This is a genomic window from Sphingomonas sp. So64.6b (genome assembly GCF_014171475.1).
GTDB lineage: Bacteria > Pseudomonadota > Alphaproteobacteria > Sphingomonadales > Sphingomonadaceae > Sphingomonas > Sphingomonas alpina_A.
Window position 1 is genome coordinate 3,129,647 of record NZ_CP048817.1, and the last position, 26,669, is coordinate 3,156,315.

Annotated in this window: 29 protein-coding genes; 14 read left to right on the top strand and 15 right to left on the bottom strand. The window is 65.1% G+C overall.

Annotated elements, in window-relative coordinates; all coding sequences use genetic code 11:
- Positions 1 to 42: 42 nt before the first annotated feature.
- Positions 43 to 1,137, bottom strand: coding sequence for a DUF5009 domain-containing protein (locus G4G27_RS15055; protein WP_183109412.1), 1,095 nt, complete (start codon positions 1,135 to 1,137; stop codon positions 43 to 45).
- Between the two features lie 146 nt (positions 1,138 to 1,283).
- Here G4G27_RS15055 and G4G27_RS15060 point away from each other — a divergent pair, with 146 nt between their 5' ends.
- The gene (locus G4G27_RS15060; protein WP_183109413.1) at positions 1,284 to 2,114 is read left to right on the top strand and encodes a helix-turn-helix transcriptional regulator; all 831 of its coding nucleotides are present in this window, start codon (positions 1,284 to 1,286) and stop codon (positions 2,112 to 2,114) included.
- Here the strand turns inward: G4G27_RS15060 and G4G27_RS15065 are convergent.
- Positions 2,107 to 3,156, bottom strand: a complete 1,050-nt coding sequence (locus tag G4G27_RS15065; RefSeq protein ID WP_183109414.1) for an alpha/beta hydrolase — start codon at positions 3,154 to 3,156, stop codon at positions 2,107 to 2,109. The genes G4G27_RS15060 and G4G27_RS15065 overlap by 8 nt on opposite strands.
- Positions 3,157 to 3,270: 114 nt before the next feature.
- On the opposite strand from G4G27_RS15065, the gene G4G27_RS15070 reads away from it, so the two are divergent.
- The 4 genes from G4G27_RS15070 to G4G27_RS15085 are packed head-to-tail and all read left to right on the top strand — an operon-like array spanning position 3,271 to position 6,546.
- Positions 3,271 to 4,614, top strand: a complete 1,344-nt coding sequence (locus tag G4G27_RS15070) for a DUF4331 family protein (RefSeq protein ID WP_183109415.1) — start codon at positions 3,271 to 3,273, stop codon at positions 4,612 to 4,614.
- Complete coding sequence (locus G4G27_RS15075) at positions 4,611 to 5,225, top strand: HupE/UreJ family protein (protein WP_183109416.1); 615 nt, start codon at positions 4,611 to 4,613, stop codon at positions 5,223 to 5,225. Before G4G27_RS15070 ends, G4G27_RS15075 begins: the two co-directional genes overlap by 4 nt.
- Positions 5,222 to 5,698, top strand: coding sequence for a hypothetical protein (locus G4G27_RS15080; protein ID WP_183109417.1), 477 nt, complete (start codon positions 5,222 to 5,224; stop codon positions 5,696 to 5,698). Before G4G27_RS15075 ends, G4G27_RS15080 begins: the two co-directional genes overlap by 4 nt.
- Positions 5,699 to 5,709: 11 nt before the next feature.
- Entirely contained in the window at positions 5,710 to 6,546 is an 837-nt protein-coding gene (locus G4G27_RS15085) for a DUF4198 domain-containing protein (protein ID WP_244624350.1), read from the top strand.
- Between the two features lie 43 nt (positions 6,547 to 6,589).
- On the opposite strand, the gene G4G27_RS15090 is transcribed toward G4G27_RS15085, so the two are convergent.
- From G4G27_RS15090 to G4G27_RS15110, 5 genes are all read right to left on the bottom strand, one after another.
- On the bottom strand, positions 6,590 to 8,290 hold the full coding sequence (locus G4G27_RS15090) for a hypothetical protein (RefSeq protein ID WP_183109418.1): 1,701 nt from the start codon (positions 8,288 to 8,290) through the stop codon (positions 6,590 to 6,592).
- 93 nt (positions 8,291 to 8,383) lie between these two features.
- Positions 8,384 to 8,842, bottom strand: coding sequence for a hypothetical protein (locus tag G4G27_RS15095; protein ID WP_183109419.1), 459 nt, complete (start codon positions 8,840 to 8,842; stop codon positions 8,384 to 8,386).
- Positions 8,843 to 8,939: 97 nt separating this feature from the next.
- On the bottom strand, positions 8,940 to 10,325 hold the full coding sequence (locus tag G4G27_RS15100; protein WP_183109420.1) for an efflux transporter outer membrane subunit: 1,386 nt from the start codon (positions 10,323 to 10,325) through the stop codon (positions 8,940 to 8,942).
- On the bottom strand, positions 10,322 to 11,428 hold the full coding sequence (locus G4G27_RS15105) for an HlyD family secretion protein (protein ID WP_183109421.1): 1,107 nt from the start codon (positions 11,426 to 11,428) through the stop codon (positions 10,322 to 10,324). Before G4G27_RS15105 ends, G4G27_RS15100 begins: the two co-directional genes overlap by 4 nt.
- A 102-nt stretch (positions 11,429 to 11,530) precedes the next feature.
- Complete coding sequence (locus G4G27_RS15110) at positions 11,531 to 13,195, bottom strand: MFS transporter (protein WP_244624351.1); 1,665 nt, start codon at positions 13,193 to 13,195, stop codon at positions 11,531 to 11,533.
- A gap of 273 nt (positions 13,196 to 13,468) precedes the next feature.
- Here G4G27_RS15110 and G4G27_RS15115 point away from each other — a divergent pair, with 273 nt between their 5' ends.
- Both G4G27_RS15115 and G4G27_RS15120 read left to right on the top strand, forming a co-directional pair.
- Positions 13,469 to 13,918 carry a DUF983 domain-containing protein gene (locus tag G4G27_RS15115; protein WP_244624352.1) on the top strand — a complete coding sequence of 150 codons (450 nt, stop codon included), beginning with the start codon at positions 13,469 to 13,471 and terminating at the stop codon, positions 13,916 to 13,918.
- The gene (locus G4G27_RS15120) at positions 13,915 to 15,282 is read left to right on the top strand and encodes a PLP-dependent aminotransferase family protein (protein WP_183109422.1); all 1,368 of its coding nucleotides are present in this window, start codon (positions 13,915 to 13,917) and stop codon (positions 15,280 to 15,282) included. Before G4G27_RS15115 ends, G4G27_RS15120 begins: the two co-directional genes overlap by 4 nt.
- Before the next feature lie 7 nt (positions 15,283 to 15,289).
- On the opposite strand, the gene G4G27_RS15125 is transcribed toward G4G27_RS15120, so the two are convergent.
- Entirely contained in the window at positions 15,290 to 15,790 is a 501-nt protein-coding gene (locus G4G27_RS15125) for a hypothetical protein (RefSeq protein WP_183109423.1), read from the bottom strand.
- A gap of 131 nt (positions 15,791 to 15,921) precedes the next feature.
- On the opposite strand from G4G27_RS15125, the gene yghU reads away from it, so the two are divergent.
- From yghU to G4G27_RS15160, 7 genes are all read left to right on the top strand, one after another.
- Entirely contained in the window at positions 15,922 to 16,797 is an 876-nt protein-coding gene (yghU, locus tag G4G27_RS15130; protein WP_183109424.1) for a glutathione-dependent disulfide-bond oxidoreductase, read from the top strand.
- 29 nt (positions 16,798 to 16,826) lie between these two features.
- Positions 16,827 to 17,219 (top strand): GFA family protein, encoded by a 393-nt coding sequence (locus G4G27_RS15135; protein ID WP_183109425.1) that lies wholly within the window; start codon positions 16,827 to 16,829, stop codon positions 17,217 to 17,219.
- A 112-nt stretch (positions 17,220 to 17,331) separates the two neighbouring features.
- Positions 17,332 to 18,147, top strand: coding sequence for a flagellin (locus tag G4G27_RS15140; protein ID WP_183109426.1), 816 nt, complete (start codon positions 17,332 to 17,334; stop codon positions 18,145 to 18,147).
- Positions 18,148 to 18,216: 69 nt separating this feature from the next.
- The gene (locus G4G27_RS15145) at positions 18,217 to 18,396 is read left to right on the top strand and encodes a DUF4169 family protein (protein WP_183109427.1); all 180 of its coding nucleotides are present in this window, start codon (positions 18,217 to 18,219) and stop codon (positions 18,394 to 18,396) included.
- 202 nt (positions 18,397 to 18,598) lie between these two features.
- The gene (locus G4G27_RS15150; protein WP_183109428.1) at positions 18,599 to 19,186 is read left to right on the top strand and encodes a hypothetical protein; all 588 of its coding nucleotides are present in this window, start codon (positions 18,599 to 18,601) and stop codon (positions 19,184 to 19,186) included.
- A 166-nt stretch (positions 19,187 to 19,352) separates the two neighbouring features.
- Positions 19,353 to 20,912 (top strand): MFS transporter, encoded by a 1,560-nt coding sequence (locus G4G27_RS15155; protein ID WP_183109429.1) that lies wholly within the window; start codon positions 19,353 to 19,355, stop codon positions 20,910 to 20,912.
- 30 nt (positions 20,913 to 20,942) lie between these two features.
- The gene (locus G4G27_RS15160) at positions 20,943 to 21,410 is read left to right on the top strand and encodes a hypothetical protein (RefSeq protein WP_244624353.1); all 468 of its coding nucleotides are present in this window, start codon (positions 20,943 to 20,945) and stop codon (positions 21,408 to 21,410) included.
- Between the two features lie 140 nt (positions 21,411 to 21,550).
- Here G4G27_RS15160 and G4G27_RS15165 read toward each other — a convergent pair whose 3' ends face one another.
- The 7 genes from G4G27_RS15165 to G4G27_RS15195 form a co-directional block, all read right to left on the bottom strand.
- Positions 21,551 to 21,760 (bottom strand): hypothetical protein, encoded by a 210-nt coding sequence (locus G4G27_RS15165; RefSeq protein WP_183109430.1) that lies wholly within the window; start codon positions 21,758 to 21,760, stop codon positions 21,551 to 21,553.
- Positions 21,753 to 22,187 carry a Bbp16 family capsid cement protein gene (locus tag G4G27_RS15170; RefSeq protein WP_183109431.1) on the bottom strand — a complete coding sequence of 145 codons (435 nt, stop codon included), beginning with the start codon at positions 22,185 to 22,187 and terminating at the stop codon, positions 21,753 to 21,755. Before G4G27_RS15170 ends, G4G27_RS15165 begins: the two co-directional genes overlap by 8 nt.
- 209 nt (positions 22,188 to 22,396) lie before the next feature.
- Entirely contained in the window at positions 22,397 to 23,419 is a 1,023-nt protein-coding gene (locus G4G27_RS15175; RefSeq protein WP_183109432.1) for a major capsid protein, read from the bottom strand.
- 3 nt (positions 23,420 to 23,422) lie between these two features.
- Entirely contained in the window at positions 23,423 to 24,067 is a 645-nt protein-coding gene (locus G4G27_RS15180; RefSeq protein WP_183109433.1) for a hypothetical protein, read from the bottom strand.
- Positions 24,009 to 24,341: a hypothetical protein gene (locus G4G27_RS15185; protein WP_183109434.1), complete on the bottom strand. Its 333-nt coding sequence runs from the start codon at positions 24,339 to 24,341 to the stop codon at positions 24,009 to 24,011. Before G4G27_RS15185 ends, G4G27_RS15180 begins: the two co-directional genes overlap by 59 nt.
- 175 nt (positions 24,342 to 24,516) lie before the next feature.
- Complete coding sequence (locus tag G4G27_RS15190) at positions 24,517 to 26,169, bottom strand: portal protein (protein ID WP_183109435.1); 1,653 nt, start codon at positions 26,167 to 26,169, stop codon at positions 24,517 to 24,519.
- 2 nt (positions 26,170 to 26,171) lie between these two features.
- Entirely contained in the window at positions 26,172 to 26,360 is a 189-nt protein-coding gene (locus G4G27_RS15195) for a hypothetical protein (RefSeq protein WP_183109436.1), read from the bottom strand.
- Positions 26,361 to 26,669: the final 309 nt, after the last annotated feature.

The following is a 26,669-nucleotide window of genomic DNA, read 5'->3' on the forward strand; positions in this document are numbered from 1 at the left end:
GCGCCACTTGAAACCAGCCCCCGCAATCGCCACTGGGCCGCGCTAAAGTTTGAGCAGCCACCCGCGTTGCCGCAGCAACAAGGTGATCGCGATCGACACACCGCCGGCAATCAGAGCAAAAAATAATGAGGCCCAGCCCGGTGACAGGCCGATGCGGCCCAGTGTGTCATATCCCGTTGCCCACAGGGTTTCCCCGCCGATCTGCTGGATCAGCACTGCGGCGAGCAACGCCTGGACGACGTAGAGCGTCAGCGCCGTCTGGCCGAGCACGACGGTGAAGCGCGCGACCCCCGACGCCCCGAACCACGACCAGCCGCCACGCAGCGCGACCCAGAGCACCAGCCCGAGTCCGGCGGTGAGCAGCGCGAAGCTGGGCGTCCACAGCGCCTTGTTGAGCGGCCACCATAAAGTCGCGACGCCCGCCAGCAAGAGACAGACGATCGCCGCGGCACCGATGATCCGCAGCGGTGTCGCACTCCCTTGCACGGCGCGTTGCACCGCCACCCCGATCATCCCGCTGGCGATCGCCGACAGCGTCGAGAGCAGGCCTTCGGGATCATAGTCAGGTCGGAACGGTCGGCCGGGCAGCGCGACGCGGTCGAGCCACGCGGTGATTCCCGCGCCGCGCGCGAAACTCGCGCTCGCCTCGCCCTGTGCCGGCAGCAGCAACAGGATGCCATGGGCGACCAGCAGCAGCAGCGCCACGATCAGCGCCACCCGCCACCCTTTGACCGACAAACACAACCATGCACAGGCGAGATAGACGATCGCGATCCGCTGCAGCACGCCGGCGACGCGCAATTGATGCAGATCGAGATCCGGCCGGTACAACCAGTTGATCGCGGCGCCGATCAGGAACAGCAGCACCGCGCGGCGCAGCACCGCCACGAAAACACCGGCGGGCACACCGTGATGCGCGCGCTGGTCGAGCGCCAATGGCACGGCAAGCCCGGCGGCAAGCAGGAAGAACGGAAAGACCAGGTCGGCAAAGCTCACCCCGTCCCATGCCGCATGCTCGAACATGCCGAACGCGACCGGGCCGGAACCCTGCAGATTGACCAGCACCATGCCCAGCACGGCAAGCCCGCGAAACGCATCGAGCGCAAGGTCGCGTCGGCCGGTCGATGCTGTTGCCACGGCGCTGCCCCCTTATCGTCCCCCAATCGACGCGAAGCCACCCTAACTCGCGGCGTCGGGCGATCAAGCGGCGCCACGAAATACTCGAATTTCCACCCGAGCTCGACTAAGGCGATGATCATCCGAATTCCGTCATGGAACCCGAATTGACCGAAGTCGCCGTCAATATCCTGCTGAAAACCCCGGTCGTCACGGTGCGTGACATCGTGTGTCGTGGCACGTGCCGGCATAGCAGCGCGGAGGAATGCGCGACGGCGACCGAGTTGGTCTTCCCCTATCGCGGCGTTTTTGCGCGGCATCTCGGTCGCAACCAGGCGATCGGCGAGGCCAATCAGATGGTCTTTTTCAACGCCGGCGACGGTTACCGCATCAGCCATCCGATCTCTGGCGGCGACGCCTGCCTGTCGCTGGCGATCGACGAAGCGTTTCTGGCCGAACTGGCGCCGAAATCGCTGTTGCGCGACGGCGGCGGGCTCGCTTTCGACCATCACCGCCTGCGCATCGACCCGCAGGCGCAGACGCTGCTCGCCATGCTCCGCCACGGCCTGAACCGCGGGAACGCCGATCCGCTTGAGGCCGAAAGCCTCGCACTGGCGCTGGTCGAGCATACGCTCGGCGCGCGGAACATCCACACCGCCGGCGGCAGCGCCGGACGACAACGGCTCGCCGACCGCGCGAAAGTCGTGCTGGCAAGCGACCTCGGGCGACGCTGGACGCTGGCCGAGATCGCCGCCGAAGTCGGCGGGTCGCCGGTCTACCTCACTCAGGTCTTCCAGCAGGTCGAAGGGATCCCGCTCTATCGGTATCAGCTGCGGCTGAGACTGGCGCGCGCACTCGATTTGCTGCCGGATTATGAGGACCTGACCGCGCTTGGCCTCGACCTCGGCTTTTCGAGCCACAGCCATTTCAGCGCCGCGTTCCGCGAAACCTATGGACAATCTCCTTCGGCTTTTCGGCGATCGGCTCTTCTCAGCTGATCAGTTGATCCCCGGTTCTTGGCGCGTCGCATTGCGCCTCCGCACAGAGTAGCGACGTATTCCATAGCGCGGCGGCTTCCTCGGCGAGGATGTCGGGATATTCCTCGGGCCAGAATAATTTGCCGACACTCAGCCGCCGCACGCCGCGCGACTGGCCAAAGGCACGGTCGAGATGCTCGGCCCCCTTTGCTTCGAAGATCGTATCCTGCATGCCCCACACGATGCGTGTCGGTATCGTGCTGCGCTTGAGCTTTGGCCCGATCCCGGCCAGCGCATTGCGTTCCTGCGCGACCGCATAGGCATGGACCAGCGCCTTGTTGCGTGGCGCGGAAAGCAACGGCGCGAAATACATCTCGATCGCCGCGTCGCTTGGTTGCGTGGGGACCGAATAACACATTCCGCCAATGCCCTGCGCCGACCGCGCCAAAGCCTTGTCGGCGCGCCATGGCGCGAGCCATTTGTCGACGAACTGACCCTGTTTCGATAGCTCGATCACGGGCAGCAGCGCAGGCGGCGGACTGTCGATCTCGCTATCGCAATTGGTCAGCAGCAAAGTCCGTACCCGCTCCGGATGCCGCGCGACCAGCAATTGCGCGACTGCCCCGCCACTGTCGCTCGCGACCAGGTCGACCGTCTTTATCTTCAGCGTGTCGAGCAGCGATATGAGCATCGCCGCCTGCGCATCGGGATCGACCGATTGGCCCGGCGCGACCCTGGTATATCCCAAGGAGAGAAAGTCCGGCGCGACGCAGCGCCGGTACATCGACAGGCGGTCGATCGCGCCGCGCCACTGGAAGCTGTTGAGTGGAAAGCCGTGCAGGAACAGCGCGACGCTGAGCGGCCGGCCCTCGTCGATATAGGCGATCTCGCCGAATGGTGTTTTGGCGAAGCGGCGCACCTTGTTGAAGTGGCGATAATGCAGGGCATCGACCACGCCGGCATCCGCCCCGACATTCCCGGTGCCGCTCGCGATGCCGCGTCCGGCAAGTGCGGTGGCCGCCAATGCGCCGGCGGTCATCTTGATGAATTCTCTGCGATACATGGCTTTCTTCCGTCTGCGCCCTGGATCGGGCGAGGCGGATCTCAACCATGTTGCCGGCACCGACCGCTATCAGGATCTTTAGCGATCTCGCGCCGCCGCCGGGGCGGCCTGCATTTGACTAAAGAATCCGACAGCGGGGCGGCGTGCATCGCGCCTAACGCCGGGTTCGACATCAACAGCAACCCGAATGGCTTCCCCGAAATGGCTCCCATATCCCGAACCAGCATCCAGCTCCGGTGGATCGTCGCGACCGCGATCGCATCGGCCTCGATCATCGCGATGTCCGGCATCGCCCGGGCGTCCGATCATCTCGACACGCCATCGGTGATCGCCGACCCTCGCGCCGATATCGGCGATCTCTACGCCTGGACCTCGACCGATGGCCACCGTCTCAACCTGGTGATGACAGTGGTCGGGCACAGTTTCTCCGACAAGCTCGCTTATGAATTCCATATCGATAGCGGCAAAGACTTCGGCCAGACCAACGCGACCGCCATGATCAGTTGCCGCTTCAGCGCGATGACGGCGGCCGATTGCCGGGTCGGAACCGAGGACCGGGCGATCGGCGATGCGAGCGGGCCGCAGGGCATCGCAGGCCGCAATCACCGCTTCCGCGTCTTTGCCGGACTGCGCGATGACCCGTTCTTCAATAATGTGCGCGGATCGCGCGCGGCATTCGATGTCGCCAGCGCCGCGCTGCACGCCGGAACCCGTTACGACAGCGCGGGATGCGCGCAATTCGACGCCGCCACCTCACGCAACATCCTCGATCAGTGGCGGCACACCGATGGCGGCCCGGCCAAGAACTTCCTCGCCGGATGGACCCCGGCATCGATCGTCATCTCGGTCGATCTCGATCTCGTTGCGAAGGGCGGTAAGCTGCTCGCGGTGTGGAGCGACACCGTGTCGCCCGAACGGCGCATCGATCGCGCCGGCCGCCCGCTGACCGGCAATGCACTGCTCTCGCCGCTCGACTCCGACCGGGGCGACATACTCAAAGAGGCCTATAATGCGGCAACGCCAGCCAGTTCGGCGGTGTTCGTTGCCGAAATCCAGAAATCGCTCGGCCTTTATGACGGGTATGACGGCATCTGCGGCAACCAGCTGCTGATCGATCGCAAGGCACCGCCGCCGCAGCGCTACCGCGCGCTCGCCGCTTTGCTTGCCGACGATCGGCTTTGGGTGAACAGCGCAGCGACGACCTGCACCCAATTATTCGCGATCGAACGCGCCAGCCTGGCCGGCGAAACCGCCCTGGCCGGCGATTGTGGCGGCCGCACGCCCAATTACAGCGCGGTCAACGCCTATCGCTCATTGCTCGCGAACGGCACGCCGACCGGCATCAACGACGGTGTGGATCGGGACGAGCGCGCGCATTCCGTCACGACATTCCCGTTCCTCGCGGCACCCGAGACGGCACCTCATGTTGCTCCCGGCGCGGAGCCTTACAAGGAATGACCCGGGTTTCGACACGGTCGCGGGCGATCGTCGCGCTGATCGCCATTGTCGGCGGCTCGCTGCTCGCCGGCCCGGCGGCAGCGCATGACGGGACCGGCCTTGCCGGCGGATTCCTGTCCGGTTTCGGCCATCCGCTCAGCGGGTTCGATCATCTGCTGGCAATGGTCGCGGTCGGGCTATGGGGCGCCCATCTCGGCCGGCCGCTGATTTACGCATTACCGGTCGCTTTCCCCGGCGTCATGGTTGCCGGCGCGGTGATCGGCATGATCGGTCTGCCGATACCGCCGGTCGAGATCGGCATCGCCGCCTCCGTGTTGGTACTGGGTGGCTGTATCGCGCTGGCGCTGCGCGCGCCGGTCTGGCTCGCCGTGCCGATCGTTGCCTTGTTCGCGCTGTTCCACGGCTATGCGCATGGCCGCGAATTGCCTTCGGCCGCCGATCCGGTCGGTTATAGTCTCGGCTTCGTGCTCGCCACCGGACTGCTTCACGTCGCCGGCATCGGTATCGGCACGCTCAATCGCTGGCCAATCGGCATCAAGATCACGCGCGGCATGGGCGGCCTCATCGCCGCGACCGGCGTCTGGTTCCTGTATCGGGCGCTTGGCGCATGAGGAGCGCAGCGGCGGCATTGCTGTTCGCTACGCTCGGCCTGACGCTGGCATTCGCGCCACGGTGGATCCGCGTGCCGGGCCTGGCCGCCGCCGTGATCGGGGCAGCCATAGTCTCAGTCTCGGGTTTTCCCGTGGCCATGCAAGGCACCGCCTTTCTCGGTTGCTGGGCAAGCCTCATCGTCACGGCAGCTTGTGTCCACCTGCGCGGAGGCCCCGGACCATGTGCCGTGCTGGCGCTATCGGGCAATGCGGGCCTGTGGGCCGGGGCGGTCATCGCCACGACCGGACCGCCGTCCGATCTGCTGCGCGCGCTGCCCGGTGCGCTGATCATCCTGCCTGCCGCAATCATTCACCGCCACGCGCCGATCGCGCTCAAGATCGCCTCAAGCTGGCTGATCGCGGTCGCGATGCTCGCCGCGTCGCTCAACTTCCTGCCCGTCACACCGGGCTATCAGCCCGATCATCTCGAATAGGAAACAAGCCGGTGCCCGTCGCCACTCCCTCACGGAAAATGCTCGGCCTCGCAGCCGCGCTGACCTGTACCACCTCGGTCGCTGCGCATGATTTCTGGGTTCAGCCCAATGCCTTCTGGCTACGTCCCGGCGCGGCGATGCCGGTCACGCTGCAGGTCGGTCATGGTCCCTTGCGGCAACGCTCGCCGATACCGCTGCGCCGAATCACGCGCTTCGCCGCGATCACCCCGGCGGGCAGCGCCATCGACCTGCGCGCGAGCCTGCATCCCGGCGGCGCGGATGATAGCACGATCGGTTTCCGGAACCCCGGCACCTATATGCTGGTGCTCGAAACCGACACGACCGCACAAAGCCATCTGCCCGCGATCCGCTACAACGACTATCTGAAGGTCGAAGGCCTGACCCCCGCACTCACCCTCCGCGCACGTACCGGCCGGACCGGCACCGATGGATCGGAGAATTACGGCCGGATCGCCAAGGCGATCGTGCAGGTCGGACCGCCCGGCGGTTCGCAGGCGCAGGTCACCAAACCACTCGGCCTGGCACTCGAGATCGTGCCCGAGATCAGCCCCTATGCGATGCCGCGCTCAGCGCTTCTGCCGGTCCGCGTGATCTATCACGGCCGTCCGCTGGCGGGCGCGCTGATCAAGCTCACCGATCTCGACCATGACGAAGCGCCGTTCGAAACGCACCGCACCGACGCCGCCGGACGCGCTCGCTTTGCAATGCCGCGACGCGGATCCTGGCTGATCAATGTGATTTGGACCAGGCCGCTCCCCGCCGCGCGCGAGACGGATTTCGAAACCGTCTTTTCTAGCCTGAGCTTCGGATTCCCGGCGCGCCGCTAGCCATGTCGCCAGCCGCGCCAGTTCGGGCTGTTCGCACTACGCTTTACCGGGCCGCGCCGAACCCGCCCAGCATCGCCCGATCACCGCGCCATCCCGCCAGCGCCGCTCTTCGGTCGAGCCCCGCGCTCCTGGCCGAACCAATCGCCGCCTCCGCCTCGGCGCGCACCGACAGCGTGACCGGATCCCTGGGCCGGCCGGCCAGCGCGGCGTCGGCCATGCGGATCGCCTCGGCCGGCTTGCCCATCGCAAGCAAAGCAGCGGCCATGTCGCGGCGCACCGGATACCACCAAGCCGGTGGGTCGGCGAACCCGGCCATGATCTTCGACTCCTGCAATTTGCTCGCCACGCCGAATGCCTTCAGCGCCGCCTTTGGCTGGTGATCGAGCATCGCCGCGCGCCCGACCAGCACGGCCCTGGCGATGGCCGCCATGCGCGATGCCGCCATGGCTGGGCTATTATTCCCGGGCGCGGCGATCGGCTTGATCGCTGCGGCCTCCGCCAGGACCCTCTTCACATCGCCGAGCCGCGCATAAGCCTCACCGCGCGCATAATGCCAATAAGCCTTCATATAGGGCAGCTTCGGTTCGGGCAGCGCGAGCACGATTTTCGGATCGGCGAAGCGCGCCTGCGCGAAATAACCGGTGCCGGCGACGATCTGCGCATAGGCCGACCCATCGGCACGGCCAGCCGCGATGCGGACCAGCGGATCGCTCAGCGCCAGCGCGGTCTTCGCATCGCCGGAGATCAGCGCGCTGCCGACACCGAACTGCACATTGTGCGGATGATAGGGCAATTGCCACACGCCATCGGGCATCGTCATGCCAAGTCGTTTGGCATTGGCCATGCCGATCTCCACCGCGCGCATATTCGTGTCGGCCGCATCCTGATAGCGCCCGATCCAATAATAAGTATGCGACGGCATATGGACGAGATGGCTCGCCGCCGGCGCCAGCGCGGCGAGCCGGTCGGCATAGGGTTCGGCGCGCTTGGGGAAACCGCTGATCTCGGTCGCATGAATATAGAAATGGATCGCCGGGGTGTAATCCGGATGCCGTTTCAGCACGCGTTCGAGCAACACGACCGATCGCGGCATATAGCGCATCCTGTCGCTGTGCGCGGTCAGGATCATCCATGCATCGGCGGTGAGCGTCGCGATCGCATCGTCATCGGGATAACGCTCGGCCAGCACGTCCATCGCGCGCGCGAACGCCAGGTCGCCCGGCCCCTTCCCGCCGCCCCTGACATAACGCAGCCGAAGCGCGGCGAGCAGCTCGCGCTCCTTTGCCGGCCCGCTTGCCGCCAGCCGCTCCGCGGTCAGCACCTTCGCCTCGAGCTTGACCATCGCCGCCGCATCGATCGGATAGTTGATCGTCGGCCCGGATGCCCATGCTTCACCCCATCGGCACATCGCGCAATTCGGATCGAGCCGCACCGCTTCGGCGAACGCCGCGATCGACGCCTTGTGCGCAAAGGCCTGGCCAAGCTGCATGCCGTTGTCGAAGAACGCCTGCGCTTCGGGGACCATGGTGCGCACCACGAACCCGCCACCGCCGTAGCCGGGCAACAAGGTCGGGATCTTCGGCACGGCGCCATCGCCGCCGCACATTGCCGATCCAGTCACCGGGGCGGCCGGGGCCGATCCAGCCGCCGGTGCGGGCGGGTTCGCCGGCGCAGACGGCACGTCCTGCGCGACGGCGCCGGGAAAGAATAACAGCGCCATACCCGCGATGATTGGCCGCAACATTCGCGCTTTCCCCGATTCCCCGTCGTCAATGCCAGGATGACGGTTTTTGCGTCCTGATGCCATCCGCGATTTCGTCGGCGGTGAGCGGGGAGATCATCGCGTCGGTTCGGGCGTTTCCGTGCTGCCATCGCGACGCGTGACGAACCGCGCCTCGCCGATATTCGCCGCGTTGACCGAGGCGAAACGATAGACGAACCAGGCGACGACAAGGGTAAGCGGCACCACAAGAGCCGGAACGATCAGGTCGGACCAATGCTCAAACCCTCTGGTCAGCGCGATCGCCGCGAAGAGCCCGGTGAAAAGCACGACGGTCACGCCGCTGCGTGCCGGCGAAATGGTCAGCCCCTTTCGGTCCTGTGCAGGGCTTTGGGGCGACAGAATGAGCAAGAGCAAGCCCAACCCAAATAGCAGGTTGGCGAGTCGATCGATCTCCGGCGCAGGCGTATCGAGCGTCAACGTCAGATACCTACACACCGCATATGCGCCCAAGACAATGGGAAACAGACCCTTAGCCGCGCGTCTCACCGCCGCTTTGATCTCTGACCAATTCAATCTCATTTCTTATGCTGGACGCGGCCCGCCACAAAGGCAAGATGATCGATGCCAGCGACAAAGGTCCGCGCGACATGTGTTGGGTCCAGCCCTAGCCCTAGCGCGCTGCCCCCGCCACGTCCCGTTCCGCCCACCCCCCGCCGAACGCCTGATACAGCGCGACGTAAGCTGTCAGCCGGTCCGCGCGTGCCTGGACCAAAGCGAGTTCGGCGGTGAGTAGCCCGCGCTGCGTGTCGAGCTGGTCGAGATAGGAGGAATAACCCGCGCGGTAGCGGTTGCTGGCGTTGCGCAACGCTGCGGCGAGGGCGTTGCGCTGGCCGGCGATCGCCACCGCCTGTTCGCCCGAACGCTGCACCCCGGCGAGGCTGTCGTCGACTTCGCGGAACGCGGTCAGCGCGGCCTTGCGATACGCGAACGCCGCCTGGTCGCGCCGCGCCGCGCTGGCGCCGGCCTGAGCGCGCAACCGGCCGCCGTCGAAGATCGGCGACAGGATGCTGCCGCCGAGCGAGAAGACGCCGACCGGGTTGGACAAGGCGGTCGACAGGATCAGCCCGGCCGATCCGGTCAGGCTGACATTGGGCAGCAGCGCAGCGCGCGAACTGTCGAGCGAGCGATCCGCCGCGACCAATGTCTGTTCCGCCTGGAACAGGTCGGGCCGGCGGCGCAGCAAATCGGCGGGCAAGCCATCGGGCACCGCCGGTGCGACCAAGGCGGTCAGCGGCACGCCACGCTGGATCGCGGCGGGCGTGGCGCCGAGCAAAAGGCTCAGCGCATTCTCCTGCCGGCTGATCGCCAGTTCGGCTTGCGGCACGAGCTGTTCGGTCGCGCGATATTCACCCTCCGCCTGATGCAGTTCGAGGTTGGAGGTATAACCCGTCTCCGCGCGCCGCCGCGCGATGCGCAATGCCTCGCCCCGCGACCCCAGCGTGTCGCGCGCCACCGCGAGCCGCGCGTCGAGCGCGCGCAAGGTTATATAACCGCTCGCCACGCTGCTCGCGATGCCGAGTCGCACCGTGTCGCGCGCGCCTTCACTCGCGAGCAATTGCGCGCGTACCGCCGCACTGGCCTGCCGCAAGCGGCCGAACAGGTCGAGGTCGTAACTCGCCGTCACCGTCGGCTGCGCGCCGAAATTGGTGCTTGGCGTGCCGAATGCGCTGAGCGTGCGCGCATCGGATGCCGCCGCGCCGACATTGACCTGCGGCGCGAGTTGCGCACGCGACAGCCGCTCCTGCGCGCGTGCTTCCTCGACCCGCGCCGCCGCCGCCCCGAGATCGGGATTATTGGCCAGCGCGCGATCGACCAGTCCGGTCAGCACCGGATCGCCGAACGCCGCCCACCAGTCGGCACGGATCGGCTCGCCCGGGCCAAGCGCGGTACGCCAGCCCGGCGGCGCGACCACCGCGCTCGCCGCCGGCGCCTCGGGTCGCGGCCCGGCACAGCCGCCGGCCAGAACCGCCAGCATCAAGATCACACGCGCCTTCATCGGATCTTCGGCGCGCCGGTGGTATCGACGCGCGCCTGCACCGACATGCCGGGCCTGAGTTGCAAGGCGAGCGACTGCCCCGGATCGACCCGGATGCGCACTGCGATACGCTGCGGCACCTTGGTGAAATTGCCCGTCGCATTGTCCGATTTGAGTACCGCGAATTCCGAACCAGCGGCGGGGGAAAGCCGCTCGACCCGGCCGGTCAGCCGCGCATTGGCGAGCCCGTCGACGGTGAAGCTGGCGGGCTGGCCGACCCGGATGCGCGCAGTCTGGGCTTCCTTGAAATTGGCGATCACCCAGGTTTCCGGCGGCACCAGGAACATGAGTTGCGATCCCGAGGTAACATATTGGCCAAGGCGCACCCCGACCTCGCTCAGCCGCCCGGCTTCGGGTGCGCGGATCACCGTATTGTCGAGGTCGATCTGCGCCAGGCGCCGCGCCGCCTCGGCGCCGCTGACGCCGGCCTGTTGCCCGCCCTTGCCGACTTCGACGGTGCGAATGTCTTGCCGCGCGATCTCACGCGCCGCGCGTGCCTGCAACACGCCGGCCTGCGCCTGGCGCAGCGCCGCCAGCGTCTGGTCGCGCTCGCGCAAGCTGACCGACCCGTCGGTAACCAGATCGTTGACACGGTTCATATCGGCCTGTGCACGGAGCAATTGCGCTTGCGCATTGGCGACTGCGGCATCCTGTGCCTGCAGGCTCGCCGCGCGCGACCGCGCTGCCTGTTCGCTGTTGGCGAGCGTCGCTTGCTGCCCGGCGACTTGCGCGCCGGCTTGTTCGACGCGCTGGCGATAGATGCGATCGTCGATCTTCGCCAGCGGCTGCCCCGCCTTCACCATATCGAAATCGCGCACATAGACTTGCGTTACATAACCGCTGACCTGCGGGCTGATCACCGTGGTGCGGCCGCGGACATAGGCATTATCGGTCGACTGGAAGCTGCTCGCGAACGGCGGCAGCCGCCACGCCGCGAGCACCGCGAGGACCCCGGCGACCGCGATCACCGCGATCACGATCAAAACGGTGCGCGAATCACGCGGCGGCTTCCAACCCGATCCAACCGGCGCGGCCGGTGCCTCGGCGGCGCGTTCCTCGGTCACCGGCCCAGTGGCGACCGGAGTGGCGGCGACCGGAGTGGCTGGCGGAGTGGCTGGGGTGTGGCTGGTGGAGTCGGGGGCTCGGGGGCGGAGTCTTGGTGTCGGTCATGTCGCGGCCTCGGTCATCGCCCGCCGTCGTGCGCGCCAGTTGCGGCGTGCAAGCAGGAAGGCGAGGTACAATGTGGTGAGCGCGGCAAGCACCGCGATCAACCGGAATGTGTCGTTATAGGCAAGCACATTGGCCTCGCGCGTCGCGGTTTGCGACAGCAGTGCGCCGCCCTCCGCCGCACGCAATGCGGGGTCGCCGACGACCCGCGCCACCCCCGCGCCGCCTGCCGCGATCCGTGCGGTGACTTGCGGATCGGTCGGGCTGATCGACTGGACGATCGCCGCGCTATGCATCTTTTCCGCGATCGTTTGATACGTGCCGAGCAACGCCGCACCGCCCAGCCCGCCGATCGAATTGACGATGCCGAACAGCGCGATGAAGCTGATGATGTGTCCCGCACCCTGCTGCAACGCGCGGGTCATGCCGAACAGCAAGGCCGGGCCGAGGAAGAAGGTTGCGGCAAACGCGATCACCGCCTGAGTCAGATAGAGTTGCGGCGCGCGCGTCAGGCTGGTCGAGAAGGAATCCGCGAATGCCGCGACCGCGACCAGCCCGATCGCAAGCATGATCGGATGCGTCAGCCGCTCGACATTGAGCGTCACCGCGCTCGCCACCACCCCCGCAACCGAGGCAAGGAAGATGATCGCGAACAGCGGCCCGAGCTGATCGTTATTCTGCCCCAGCGTATTGAGCAGCCCGACCGCCACGAAGGTCTGTTCGGACAGCACGATGCGCGCCATGATCGTGACGACCGCGAAGCGCAGAATATCGGCACTACCCAGCCAGCGCGTGTTGAGCAGCGGATTGGCCCGGCTATGCTCGATCGCCAGCGCGGCGGCGAACATTGGAATCGCACCGATCAGCGCCCAGCCGACCCACGGCGCCTCGGTCCACCACACGATCCGCCCGAGCCCGAGCACCGCCGCGAACAGCGCGACGCTGCCGCCGAACAGGATGAAAGTGACGAAATCGAGCGGTTCGAAGGCTTTTTTTCGTTCGGTCGGCGGGAGTCTCAGCAGCGCCACCGCCGCAAACGAAGTCAGCGCCAGGCCGAGTTCGAACAGGTACAGCGCACGCCACTGCGACATCGCCAGCAAATCGGGCGAGAACAGCCGCGCCAGCGGCACCGCGCATTGCGGAATGCCGATGCCCAGCACCACCGCCTTCAGCCGCCACTTCGCCGGCAATGCCTGCATGATGTAATAGAGCGACAGGGTGGACAGCGCCGCCGCCGCCATGCCGCTCGCGGCGCGCACTGCAATCGCCGACCAGAAATCATGCACGAACAAATGCGCGAAGGTCAGCAGGACATAAAGGCCGAGAAAGATCATCGTGAACGGCCGGAGGCCATATTGCTGACGGAACTTGATCAGCAGCAAATTGATCGACGTGTTGGTCATTACATAGACCGTCGGCAACCAGGCGATCTCCGCCGGATCGAGCCCGAGCGAGCCCTGCAAGGTCGTGGTGTTAACCGAAATCAGCGCATTGCCGAGACCGCCAGTCAGCCCGACCAGCACCGCGATCGCGCCATAAGCGATACGCCGCCCGGTCGGATGCTCCGGCGACGCCGGCGACCCCGGCATCATCGCGCGTTCGTGGGGCGCGAAACTCCATTGCTCCTCAGTGAAGAAATTGCGGAGACGGCGCGCGAACATCATTACGTTATACGCACGATCGCGCGAAAAGGTCAGGGTCGGCAGATAACGCGACGGCTTGCCGCCGGATCGTACAGCGCATTGCGCTTATTGTATGCCATACAATGGTGAAACAGCTTTAAATGACTTTGCGAGACCTTCGGTCGCGCTGCGCTAGCGAGGATGACAGACAGAGGAACGGACGCTGAAGGCGACCTGACTCGACAAACCATCACGCTCTCCTTATGTACGGAATTATGTATGGCTACAATATAGCCCGTCGCCAAGGACAAAACCGTGACTCATCAACTCGAAGGTCGGGAAGCGTTTCGCTGGATCGTCCATGCCGGATGGAAGGGACTGTGCCCGCGCTGCGGCAAGGGGCACATGTTCAGATCCTGGCTGAAGGTCGTCGATAAATGCGACTCATGCGGTCTCGATTACCGCTTCGCTGCGCCGGACGACGGGCCGGCCTTCTTCTCGCTGTGCTTCGTCGCGTTCCCGCTGCTCTTCTTCGTCGTCTGGCTGCAGGTCGCCCTTGACCCGCCGGTCTGGGTCCATGCGGTCACATCATTGCCGCTGATGGCGATCGGCTGCACCATCGTGCTGCGGCCGATCAAGGGCTGGCTGGTCGCGTCGCAATATGTCAACCGCGCTCAGGAGGCCGGGACGCAAGCGCTCTGGGCGCAATTGCACGGCGAAGCGCCGCGCGGGGGGCCGGCCAGGTTGGATGGGCAAGCTGAATGACTGACGACTGGATCCCCGACCTCGGCCTGGCGACGGGCGCCAAATATCGCGCGATCGCCGAAGCGCTCGGCGCGGCGATTCAGTCCGGCATGTTGCGACCCGGCGCGCGACTGCCCGCGCAACGCGATCTTGCCGCGACGCTGCGGGTCGACCTGACGACCATCACCAAGGCCTATGACACCGCGCGCGCGCAGGGCCTGATCGAAGCGCGCGGCCGCGCCGGCAGCTTCGTGATCGACCGCGTGGGCACGCCGTCGGCGGACAGCGCGCCGGTCGATACCGGCATGAACATGCCGCCCGAGATCGCCAATGGCTCGCTCGCCACGGCATGGGAACGCGGCACCGCGGCGTTGCTGCGCGGTCCCGGCGCGGCCGCCCGGCTGCACTATCAGCCCGCCGGCGGCGCCGCGCAGGACCGTGCCACCGGCGTTCGGCTGCTCGCCGGCCGTGGTATCGCCTCGGTCGAGGAACAGGTGATCGTCACCGCCGGCGGCCAGAACGCGCTGCATGCGATCGTCGCCGCCACATTGCAGGCCGGCGATACCGTCGCTTGTGGGCGCTATATCTATCCCGGATTCCTTGGCCTCGCGTTGCGCTACGGCCTGAAGCTCGTGCCTTTGCCGCGCATCGACGCCGCGTCGATCGAAGCGGCATGTGCGCGAACACCGATCCGCGCGCTCTATGTCGTGCCAACCAACGACAATCCCACCGCCGCGACGATCGAACCCGAGGAACGGCGCGCGATCGCCGCGCTCGCCGACCGGCATGGCTTCCACATCATCGAGGACGACGCTTATGGCCCGCTCGCCGATCGTCCGCAGATTTCTTTCGCCGAGTTGGTGCCCGATCGCTGCTGGCATATCGCCAGCCTGTCGAAGATCATCTCGCCGGCACTGCGCATCGCCCATGTCCGCGCGCCCTCGGTGCGCGATGCGCTGCGCCTCGCCGCCGATTGCCATGAGACGAGCGTGATGGCCCCGCCGCTCAACGCCGCACTGGTCAGCCTGTGGGTGCAGGACGGCAGCTTTGCGCGGCTCGTCGCCGAAACACGCGCCGAGGCGGCATGGCGACTATCGCTGGCGCACAATATCCTGGCGAACTTCGATCATGCCGCACACCGCCAGGGCTATCACCTATGGCTCCCGCTCCCGCCGGGCATCGCCGCCGCCGACCTGGTCAATCTGGTACGGCCACAAGGCCTGTCGGTCGTCGCCTCGAGCGCGTTCGCGGTCGAACCTGACGCACCCCAGGCGCTACGCGTCTCGCTCGGCGGGATCATCGACCGTGATCGCCTCGGCCGGACCTTGCGCGTGCTGGAAGCGCATCTCGCATCAGTCGCGGGGCGCGGGTCGCCGCTGGTTTGAACCGCCGTCAGCTGGCGCTTGGCGCCCTATTCCCTGATCGTCCGCGTGTCGGAAATCGGGAAAGCTGCTGCCGCAACCGAGCCGCCGCGTCGGCGAGTTGTGGACCAATCGGCACGACGAAGCCGTGCTTGATCCAGTCGTCACCGCGCTTCGCCCAGGGCGGCGCGGATTCCAGTGCGAAGCTGACCCTGATCTCGCCGTTCGGTTGGCGCCGAAAGTCGAGGTTCGGTTCGGTGAAGTCGCAAAATTGCGGTGAATCCTCGCCTCGGGCGACCGCATCCAGCCAATCGGCGAGCCGCCTCGCTTCTGCCGTCGTCAGGCATGGGTCAACGAACTGCCATTCCCGGCCAAGCAACGACACTTGGCCGCACACCATCAACCAGTCCGAATCCCACTCTTCATCATCATCGCTATCATTGTCGGGGATTTGATAGCTCACTATCGAGAGATGGGCGAACGACGTCTCGTTTTGGAGGGTCATCGCGATGGAATTGACGGTTGCTGTCATATCACCACTTTAATCACCGTTGACGCCAGCACAAAAACAATCACGCCGACATGGCCGATCCGAACCCGGCTTCCTACATCCTCGTTTCGGATGGGACATCCTGTCCCCAACGCGACCGGAGTCCCCCTTCGATGACCGACACCCCCGAATACACCCCGCCGCCCGTCTGGATCTGGAACAAGGAGAATGGCGGGCAATTCGCCAATATCAACCGGCCGATCGCCGGCGCGACGCACGACAAGGAATTGCCGGTCGGCAAACATCCGCTGCAGCTTTATTCGCTCGGCACGCCCAATGGCGTAAAGGTGACGGTGATGCTCGAGGAACTGCTCGAACTCGGTCACACCGGTGCGGAATATGACGCCTGGCTGATCCGCATCAGTGAAGGCGATCAGTTCGGCAGCGGCTTTGTCGCGGTGAACCCCAATTCGAAGATCCCGGCCTTGCTGGACCGCAGCGGCCCCGAGCCGATCCGCGTGTTCGAATCCGGCGCGATCCTGATGCACCTGGCGGAGAAGTTCGGCGAATTCCTGCCGACCGAGCCCGCCGCCCGCGCGGAAACCCTGTCCTGGCTATTCTGGCAGATGGGCAGCGCGCCCTTTGTTGGCGGTGGCTTCGGTCACTTCTACGCCTATGCGCCGTTCAAGATCGAATATGCGATCGACCGCTATGCGATGGAGGCGAAGCGGCAGCTCGACGTGCTCGACCGCCGGCTGGGCGAAAGCGAATATCTCGCCGGCAAGGATTACAGCATCGCCGATATCGCGGCCTGGCCGTGGTACGGCTCGCTGGCGCTGGGCGTGGCTTATAATGCGGGCGAATTCCTGCAAGTGCAGGATTACAGGAACGTCCAGCGCTGGACCGCCGCGATCGCCGAGCGCCCCGCCGTGCAGCGCGGCCGGATGGTCAACCGCGTGATGGGCGATCCGGCGAGCCAGCTGCACGAACGCCACGACGCGGGCGATTTCCTGACCCGGACGCAGGACAAGCTGCAGCCGGCCGGCTAGAATCCGCGCCCGCGCTTTCGGAGAACGCAATGCGACAGGCACAATGCCGCTGCGGCCAGCTCAGCGCGACCGTCGCGGGCGATCCGGTGCGTGTATCAGTATGCCATTGCTTGGCATGCCAGCGGCGCACCGGCAGCGCCTTCGCGGCGCAGGCCCGGTTCGCTGCGGCGAATGTGACCATCACCGGCGATACGCGCAGCTATGTCCGGCGCGCCGATAGCGGGCGCCAGGTGATCTATCGCTTCTGTCCCGAGTGCGGTTCGACCATGGCTTATGAAAATCCGGACATGCCCGGCCTGATCGCCATACCTCTCGGCAATTTTGCCGACCCGGCTTTCCCTGCGCCGACTTTTTCCTTCTACGAATCGCGCAAGCATCACTGGACCGCGATACTTGGCGAAGACGTTTTTCACGAAGATTAATTCCGCTGCTCGCTTCAGCGGAAGATAGTTAATTGTTAACCATATCGACTTAACCCGGCACTGAGCCCGATCCCGCACCAAGGGGTAGCGATGGCGGCTCCGGGGACTAGAGATGACTGTCATTGGAACCAATATCGGCGCACTGCGCGCCTCGAATTCGACCACGGCGGCGAACCTGTCGCTGCAAACCAGCATCGAACGCCTGTCGACCGGCAAGCGCATCAATTCGGCCAAGGACGACGCCGCTGGCCTCGCCATCGCTTCGTCGATGACCTCGCAGATCCGCGGCATGAGCCAGGCGGTGCGCAACGCCAATGACGGCATCTCGATGGCGCAGACCACGGAAGGGGCGCTCGGCGAAATCACCAACATGCTGCAGCGAATCCGCGAACTCGCCGTTCAGGCGTCGAGCGGCACCTATTCGGCCGACGACAAGACCAATATCGGCGTCGAAGTGACCGAGTTGCAGACGCAGATCGGCGAGATCCTGACCAAGAGTGAATTCAACGGCATCAAGATGTTCGACGGCACCGCCGGCGGCGGATCCGGCACGATCGTCATTCAGGCCGGCTCCGAGTCCGGCGAAACGGTGACGATGGACATGTCGGACATCGACCTCAGCGCCGCGACCGCCGGGACGCTGTTCAGCGACCCGTCCGCCGCCCTGACCACCTTGTCCGATGCGCTCAAGACGATCGACACCAAGCGTGCCGGGCTCGGCGCGGCGCAGAATCGCCTGCAGTCGGTGGTCAACAACCTGACCTCGAACGTCACCAACCTGACCGACGCGCGCAGCCGCATCGAGGACGCCGACTTCTCGGCCGAAACGACCGCGCTCGCCAAGGCGCAGATCCTGAGCCAGGCCTCGACCGCGATGCTCGCCCAGGCGAACCAGAGCCAGCAAGGCGTCCTGTCGCTGCTGAAATAAACCCGACGCAAGAGATGGTGCAGCTCGGCCACGACGGATAGATTGCCGCTTCAGACAAGCGGATCGACCATGGCCGAGATCATCAACCTCCGAACGGCACGCAAGGCGAAAGCGCGCGCGGATGCGGCGGCCCATGCCGACCGCAACCGCGCCGTGTTCGGCCGGACCAAGGCGGACAAGGTCGCCGCCGCACGCGAGCAGGACGTGCTCGCCCGCTCGCTCGACGGGGCGAAGCTTTCGGAGGACTGAAGCCGCGTTTCCGGTCATCATCCGGCCATCGCAACATCGGCCATTTGTGCTAGACCCGGACAAGGGCGGGGCCTCCCGCCGTTTTGACCAAAACCGCGGTTGGCATGCAGGTCTCTGTGGACGTTCGTACCGGGCGTCGCAGCATCTTGAGCTACCTTTTGAGCCCGATTGACCAAGCGGCGCGGGAAGCGGGAAGAGAGCGATGATGGAAAAGAGTAATTACGATCCACGCGACACGGCTTCAAGCAAAGTGTTAGCCATGACACCCGAGGAAATGGAAAACATCAAGGAATACGCTGCGGTCTATCTGTCGGGAGACAGTAAAATAGTCGAAGTCATAGTCACCGATCGCATGTTTCAACTCGAGGGAATCCCACCCTTGAGGGTCGACCGGGTCATCGCCCGAACAGATCGTTTGATATTCAATTATTTGGAGCAAAATGCGGGGTGTGCGGTGGCTGTAAAGCATCGGAACGGTCCTCGGGATTTTACCAGCGGCTTCCCAGGTAAAGGGGGTATTGGATATAAAAAACTGCCTCCTGGAACGGTGTATTTGACCTTATTTTCTGGGGAGATGGGTGCATTAATCGAGTCTCCACGCGTCTACACCGAGCCGCGGCTACAATTGGCTGGCAGTCCAGACGATCTGGGCTCGATGTTTTTAGATCTCAACGTGATCGCACCGGGGGATATCGCGGCACGTGAAGATATCCCAGAGCCGGAAGATCTGTTTCTTACAGTGCGTGGTCGATTGAATGCGTTAATAGCTCGTCTCTCACGGGGGAAATAATTGTGTCCGAGTCCGGCATCGATACCGTTCCGGTGATGGATCCCATCGCTCCGCCTGAGCCACCGACCCCCCGATCAGCCGCTCGATAGCGGGACTCTTTCCGACCATCGCAATATCGGCCGTTGATGCTAAACCCCTCGACAAAGGGTGGGGGATCGACAGACATATGACCGGGATCAGCGCGACCATGTCCGATCGGCGCGCGGTGTGGGCGTTCGCGCTCGGCTGTTTGATGGTAACGGGCGGCGTGCTGCTCCATCTGCCGATGTTCCTGATGGCGCGCGGCATGCATTATCATCTGTCGGGCATGACGATGGGCGGCGACATGATCTTTGGCATGGGCCTGATCATCGCCGGTATGGGCGTCGCCGCTTACGGCCTGTTGCCGCGCAATGTCGCGGCGCAGCGCGCAGCAGCGGCGTCGATCACCATCTCGGCACCGGAGGATGCCGAGCTCGGCCCGGCGCACTGGAAACTGATGTCCGTGCTGGTCGTCGCGCTGGTCATCGACGTCATGAAACCCGCCTCGCTAGGCTTTACCGTGCCCGGCATGATCGGCGAATATGGCGTGCCCAAGGCGACCGTTTCGCTGGTCCCGTTCTTCGCGCTGATGGGCACGGTGGTCGGCTCCGTGCTGTGGGGCGTGATCGCCGATATCTATGGTCGCAAGGCGTCGATCCTGTTGTCGGCGGTGATGTTCGTCGGCACCTCGATCTGCGGCGCGATGCCCAGCCTCGCCTGGAATATCGGCATGTGTTTCATGATGGGCGCGGCGGCCGGCGGCATGCTGCCCGTGACCTATGCGCTGCTCGCCGAGATGATGCCCAATCGCCATCGCGGCTGGAGCCTGGTGCTGGTCGGCGGGCTCGGCGCGGTCGGCGGCTATTTCGCGGCGAGCGGGATTTCCGCGCTGCTGCAGCCGGTGTTCGGCTGGCGTATCCTGTGGCTGGCCAATTTACCCACCGGGTTGCTGCTCGTGCTGCTCGGCGCATTCATCCCGGAATCGGCCAAATTCCTGCTCGCCCGCGGCCGGGCGCATGAGGCCGAGGCGGTGATGCGCCGCTTCGGCGCGGTCGTTGCGCGTACGGTGAAGCCCGTATCGAGCGAGCCAAGAGCCCATCTGAGCGGCGCAAAACTGATCGGCAAGACCGCCGCGCTGAGCATCGCCGCGCTCGCCTGGGGCTTCGTCAATTTCGGGCTGTTGCTGTGGCTACCGGCGGATCTGGTCGCCAAGGGGTATTCGGTCGAATTGTCGAGCCGGCTGCTCGCGGAATCGGCGCTGATCGCCTTCCCCACCGTGTTCGTCGCCGCGTTGCTGTACAGCCGATGGAGTACCAAATGGTCGCTCGTCACCATGCTCGGCGTGACCTTGCTAGGCCTGTTCGGCGTGCTCTGGCTGGAGACGATTGGCCAGGGCAGCCCGGTGCTTCCCGTCGCACTGCTGATCATCGGATCGAACGGCGTGCTCGCGGTGCTCCTGCCCTATGTGGCGGAAAGCTTCCCGCTCGGCGTGCGTGGCCGCGCGACCGGCTGGGTCGCGGCCTGCACCAAGGCCGGCGGGCTGCTCGCCCAGACGCTGAGCATCGCCGCTTTGGTCCCGTCGATGGGCGTGGTCGCCGCGCTGATCATGCTGCCAACCGCGCTGGCGATCACCCTCGTCGCCTGGTTCGGGCGCGAAACCCGCAACGCCGACCTGCGCGACCTGGAGCCGGCCGGTACAAACTGATATTCGCCATAACAACGCAGGGGACACATAATGGGCAAGACGCAACACACGATCCCAGGGACAATATTGGCCGGCACGGCGGTTTCGGGGACACTTGACCTGCTCAGCGCCGTTGTATTCGCCGGCATGGCTGGAACGTCGCCGCTTGGCGTGCTGCGCAGCGTCGGGAGCGGCCCTTTTGGCGATTGGGCGGTGAATGCCGGCGCGCTCGGCGCGCTGGCCGGCCTGCTGACCCATTATGCGATCATGACCGTGATGGTCGCGACGTTCGTAATCGCGGCGAAGCGCTTGCCAAAGATCCTCGACGGTGCGGTTTTCGCCGGCCTGCTTTACGGCGTGGCGCTCTATATCATCATGTACTGGATCGTGCTGCCGCTACGCTTCCCGGCCTATGTGCCGAAGACCGACCTGTGGGGCATGGGCAATGCGCTATTCTCGCATTGCATCTGCGTCGGCCTGCCGATGGCATTGATCGCGCGAAAATATCTGCGTGGCTAAAAACATTGATCGGCCAAGCCGCGCTGATGAAAGGCAGCGAGCCGTGGCGCTTGAACCGGCGCGGGCATGCCTGGACGCGAGTGCCGCGGCGCTGACGGCACCGTCGATTGCCACGGCACAACGCGTCTGAGATCAGTTGGTTATTGAGAAGTCACGCTTGCCCCGCTCATCGCCTCCCACATCGCTCCAGCGGGAACGCTCGTCACGAACACCTGGCCTGTCTCATAATAGATCCCGCCGGAATAGACCGGATGCGGCGCGGTGAACGCCCCGGAGTGCCTTGAAGGCGCCTGCTGCTTCACCGGCGCCTTCGCCGCCACCCGTTTCGCCACCGCGCGCGCGTCAGCCATTGGTCTGGTTGCCCATCGTGACGCCGGCGGTGATCTTGCCCAGCGTCGGGGCGGTGCCGGCAACGGTGTATTTCAGCCGCACATAACGCTCGTCGGTGCCGAGCGGGATCGAATCCGGCAGCAGCAGTCGCGCACCCGCCGCCAGATCGGCGAGCGGATAAGCGGGTGACGTCCATACCGTGCGCAGCGAGGCAAAGCCGGCATTGTCATCGGTCTCGACCGAGACGGTGAGCGAGGTGAGGTTGTTGAAGCTCTCCACCACCGACACTTTCAACGGCACGCTGGCGCCCTTGCCGATGTCGCGGGCGATCGCGGTCGCGGCGCCATAGACGGTGCCGGTCGCGCCCAGGTCGACGATATTGGCCGATGCCGCCGTCGCCGTCACGGCCTGGGCATTGGAGAAGAGAGTGGTCGCGTCCATGATCATTTTGGGTCTCCGGAAAGTTTTAGGTACCTTCTCCGTTCGCCCTGAGCTTGTCGAAGGGCGCGTGCCGCGAACTCGCGGCGCGTTGGCGGAGAGAGGGCTTCGACAGGCTCAGCCCGAACGGGGATATGTCGGCACTAATTCAGCGGCCTAATTCGGGGACACAATACTTAACTAAATAAGTATTATGTCCCCGAATTAGGGGGCGCCGGTCAGACCACCCTTGCTTCGGCGTTGATCAGCGCGTCGGTCTCGCGAATGGGGATACCGCGATAGGACAGCACTTCCTGCCCCTGCAGCTCCATCGGTTTCAACATCAGCGCGCCATTGGCGCTGTTGGTGCCGATCGCATCGAGCGCGGCGATCACGTCGCGGTTCATGTACAGCACGGTGCGGCCCTGTGCGGCAACGTCGCCGCTCATCTTCGCCGCGCGCCGCCCCTGCAGCTTGTAATAGGCCAGCCGCATGAACCTGTAGAGATCGACCGTGCCCGCCAGAATGTCGGAATAATCGACATTGGCGATACGCGCGTTGAAGCGCCAGTCGCGCACCGCGACGCCGATATGCTGACGGAACAATTCCTCCTTCACATAATAGACATTGCCATTGGCGTCCGACGTGCGCTGCTCGCCCTTCTCGTCGCGCGTGATGTCGGCCTTGGTTCCCTTGGGGTGGATCAGTGTGGTGTAATTGTCGCCATGCGTGACGAACCAGATCGAGGTGTTATCCGAACCGGTGCCGCCGGCATCGACGATCTGGTTGCCCGCGCCCCCGCCGCCAAGCTTGCCGTAACGCGTGGCCAGCCCCTTGAACTTTTCCGGCGTGGTGGCGGTATCGTGATAGAAGAAACCGCGCTGCACTTCCTGCGCCATCGCTTCCAGATACGCGCGGCCTTCCGAAAGACGGACTGCCGCGGGATTCGGCGAGATGTCGAGCAAGCGGGTATCGACGGTGGACAGCCCTTCGACGAAACCGGTCGTGTCATCGACTTGCTGCGTGGTCGATTTCGACTGCGGAATGCCCTGATAAAGCATGCCCCAGGTTACGGTGGGCAGGCCGGTGCGGATGGTGTGGCGATGCGACGTGCCCATATTGCACTCCGCGGTCACCGCATCCTCCATCAGCGGGTTGAGCTGCCGCAGCACCTCGATCACTTCGCCGGTCTGCGCATCGGTGCCGCCGGCACCCTTGTACAGGTCGATAAGGTTGAGGAATGAATTACCGATCGTGGCCATGTCTTACTGCCCTCCTTTGGGTGCGTCGTCGGGATAAAGCGTTTCCGCCGCACCCTTTCTGGTGATGGGTGCGCGGGATCCGCGCGTGAAATCATTGTCTTCGCCGATCGCCTGGCCGACCTTGGCAAAGGCGCGGATCATCTCCGGGTGATTGCCAAGGCCGCTTTCGTCGAGCAGCACGCGGAACGGCGAGCCGCGCGCCAGACCCAGCGTGTCGAGTGCCGAGGCCGCGGTCGCGATGGTGCGGTTCCAATGCGCGCCACCGATCTCCGGATCGGCCCGCGCGCTGTCGAGCCACGCCTTGCGTTCGGTCTGCACCTGAGTGACGATCTGCTGGTTGAACTTGTCGGTGATGCTTTGCGCAAACTGCGCCGCGACCGGCATCAACTTGTTCGCCGCATCGTTCGACAGGCCAAGCTCTCGGAACACCGGCGTCGCCGCCTCGACCGCTTGCGCATCGAGCGTAAGGCCTTCGGCTGGGGTCAGCTGATAGCTGTCGGGAATGCCCGACGACATATCGTCCGCGTCGCCATCGGACGCGCTGTCGCCATGGTCGAACTCGCCACCGCCAAGCGCGGTCGGATCAAGCTCAATCGCCGGTTCCATGCTCTGGTCCGAGGTCTGAATAAGGGTCGTTTCGTCTGCCAAGTTTTTTCTCCATGGGGGCTGACTGCACCTCTTCGCGCAGGGTTTGAATCAGCGTGTGGACAGGAATGCCGGAGGGCGATGGTTTGCCTTGTCCCTCCTCCAGTTCGCGCAGGACCTCGAGCGCGAGCCCGCGCCGGCCTTCGAGATAAAGCGCGCGGCCATCGCCGGCCGTGGCGCTGGTTTCGAACACGCCGGCGGTGCGGATCAACGCGAACAGGAAGCGGCGAAACGCCGCGTTTTCCATCAGGGTGAGTTTGTCGGAAAGGTCGATCATCTCAATTCCTCCCCCGGGAACCGAGGGAGGGGTTGGGGGTGGGTGAGCGGCGGACGGGGCTCGATGCCCCGTTCGGCGCTTCGAGCTTGACGCAACGAGTCTTTTTTTGAGCGCGCGGACGCGCGCACCCACCCCAACCCTCCCTTGAAAGGGAGGGGCTCAATGAGGCACCCCCTCACGACCCCATCAACCCGGCCAGGCCATCTGGCCCCGCCATCTCGCCCAGCGACTTGACCGCCGCAGCGCCGTCCTTCGCCGGCCCGGCCATCGCCGCCAGCTTGGCCGCCTGCGCTTCCTGCGCCCGGCCTTCGCGCAATTCCTGCGCATCCTCGACCGATCGGATGATCCGCGGCGGCGCGCCCGCCCGGTCGGCGAAATCGTCCACCGCCGCATCGACATCGAGCCGGTCGCCGGCCTCCGGAAACTGCGCGGCGAGCGAGCCGATGAACGACACCGTCCGCTCGATCTGGCCGATCCCGACCATCCGCTGCATCTGCGCGAGGATCGACACGAAATCGACCTTGATCGGCTGTCCCTGCAGCGCCTCGGGCGCGGGCGGGAACAGTTTCTTGCGGCTCATGATGCCGAACGTGCGATCGATCGCCACCTCCAGCTTCTCATTATTGACGCGTTCGATCACCGGACCAAGCTGAGTCAGCTTCTCCTCGTTGCGGCTGGCGATCTCCTCGATATTGCGCGGCTGGATGCCGGCCATGTTGGTGATCGCCATGAACAGATCGGCATAGGTCAGCCGCCCGACCGCATCGGCGCAGCGCTGCACATCCTCCATGATCGCGCCGATCGCCGCTGGATTCATCTGGTACGGCACGATCACCCCGGCCGCGTCGACCGATGAGGCGGAGACGATATTGCCCGCTTGGCCGGTCAGCTTGACCGACGCGGGAACGATCTTCTCCGGCCTGATCAGGAATTCGGTCGCCTGGGTCTTGCGCCGGGTCTGCAACTGCAGCTCGCGCATATCGGGCAGCGCATCGAAACCCGGCGATGTGCCATAGGTATCGCCGCCGATCGTGTCCCAGCGCGGCGCCCAGAAGGGCTGTTCCTCATAACCCTGCACGCGCAGCACACGCGCTGCGTTGCTGTCATTCTCGTCCCAATAGACCGACCGCCACGGCTTACCGCGCGCGGTCTTCGCGCCATGCGCCTGATCCTCATTGGGCTCGATCGCGTGCAGGACGTTGACCGTCTCGTCATAGCGGCCATTGCCGTACGCGGTGCGCACAAAGTCGCTCGCCCCGTCCAGGCCGAACGACTGGACCAGCTGATGCACGGTCATCGGCACGCGACGGTACAAAGTGTCGGGCACGCTCGCATCGGACAACGCGATCCAATATTCGCCGGCGGTCAGCGAATGGCACACCGCGCCTTCGCGCCAGTGATCGACCATCACGCAGGCCTCGGTGCCGAACATGCCCATTTCGGCGTAGCCGGATTTCACCGCGCCGTAGAAATTGGTGCCCGACAGGAACGCGTACATGCGCCGCTCGACCTCGGCGAGCCAGGTCTTCACCTCGCCATTGGCGGCCAGGTCGGCATCGAACGGCGCAAGCCGGAACCAGGGCCGCGACGGCGAGGAAAGGCCGCTGGTCATGCCACCGGTCAGCGTACGGAAACTGAGGATCGCGTGGCTGTTGTAGATCGCGCGATTGGCACGCTTGAAATTGCGATTCTGTTCCTCGTTGAGGAAACGCGAGCGCGACGGCTGTGCATATTGCGCGATTTCTTTCCACTCCGCCTCATAAGGCTGGCGTGCGGATTTCAGCGCGGACAGGCGGCGGCTGCACCGTTCCTTGATTGTCTGGCTCATGCTCACCCCCCCAGGATCGTGGTGGTCGCGGCGCTGCCCAACCCGAGCGCGCCGCCATAGGCCGATGCCATCAGCGCGCGGCGGCGCCTGATCTCGTCATCGACACGCAGGCCGGTCGCGCCGCCATCGGGCAGCTTCAGTGCCTGGCGTTCGGGAATGGTCTGAACCTTGGGTGGTTTGGGCGAACACATGATCAGCCTCCCAGCACGGTGGTGGTAGTGGCCGACCCGAGTCCGAGCTGCGGGCTCATGGTCGGGGCGGGCGACATCGATTGAGCGCGCCGCGCGGCGGCATTGACCGGCGGCGGCGCGCTACTGCCGCCTGGCCGGTACAATTGCCCGGCGCGGTTACGCATCCCCATGCCGGCAATGATGCCGTTGAAGATTCTGGTTTTTTTGGCGGGATCTGAACTGCACATGCAGGCGCAATAGGGCCGCCAAACTAGATGTTGAATCGGCCGGCTAGATCACATGCGAATGGCTAGGGAGAACCGATATTCA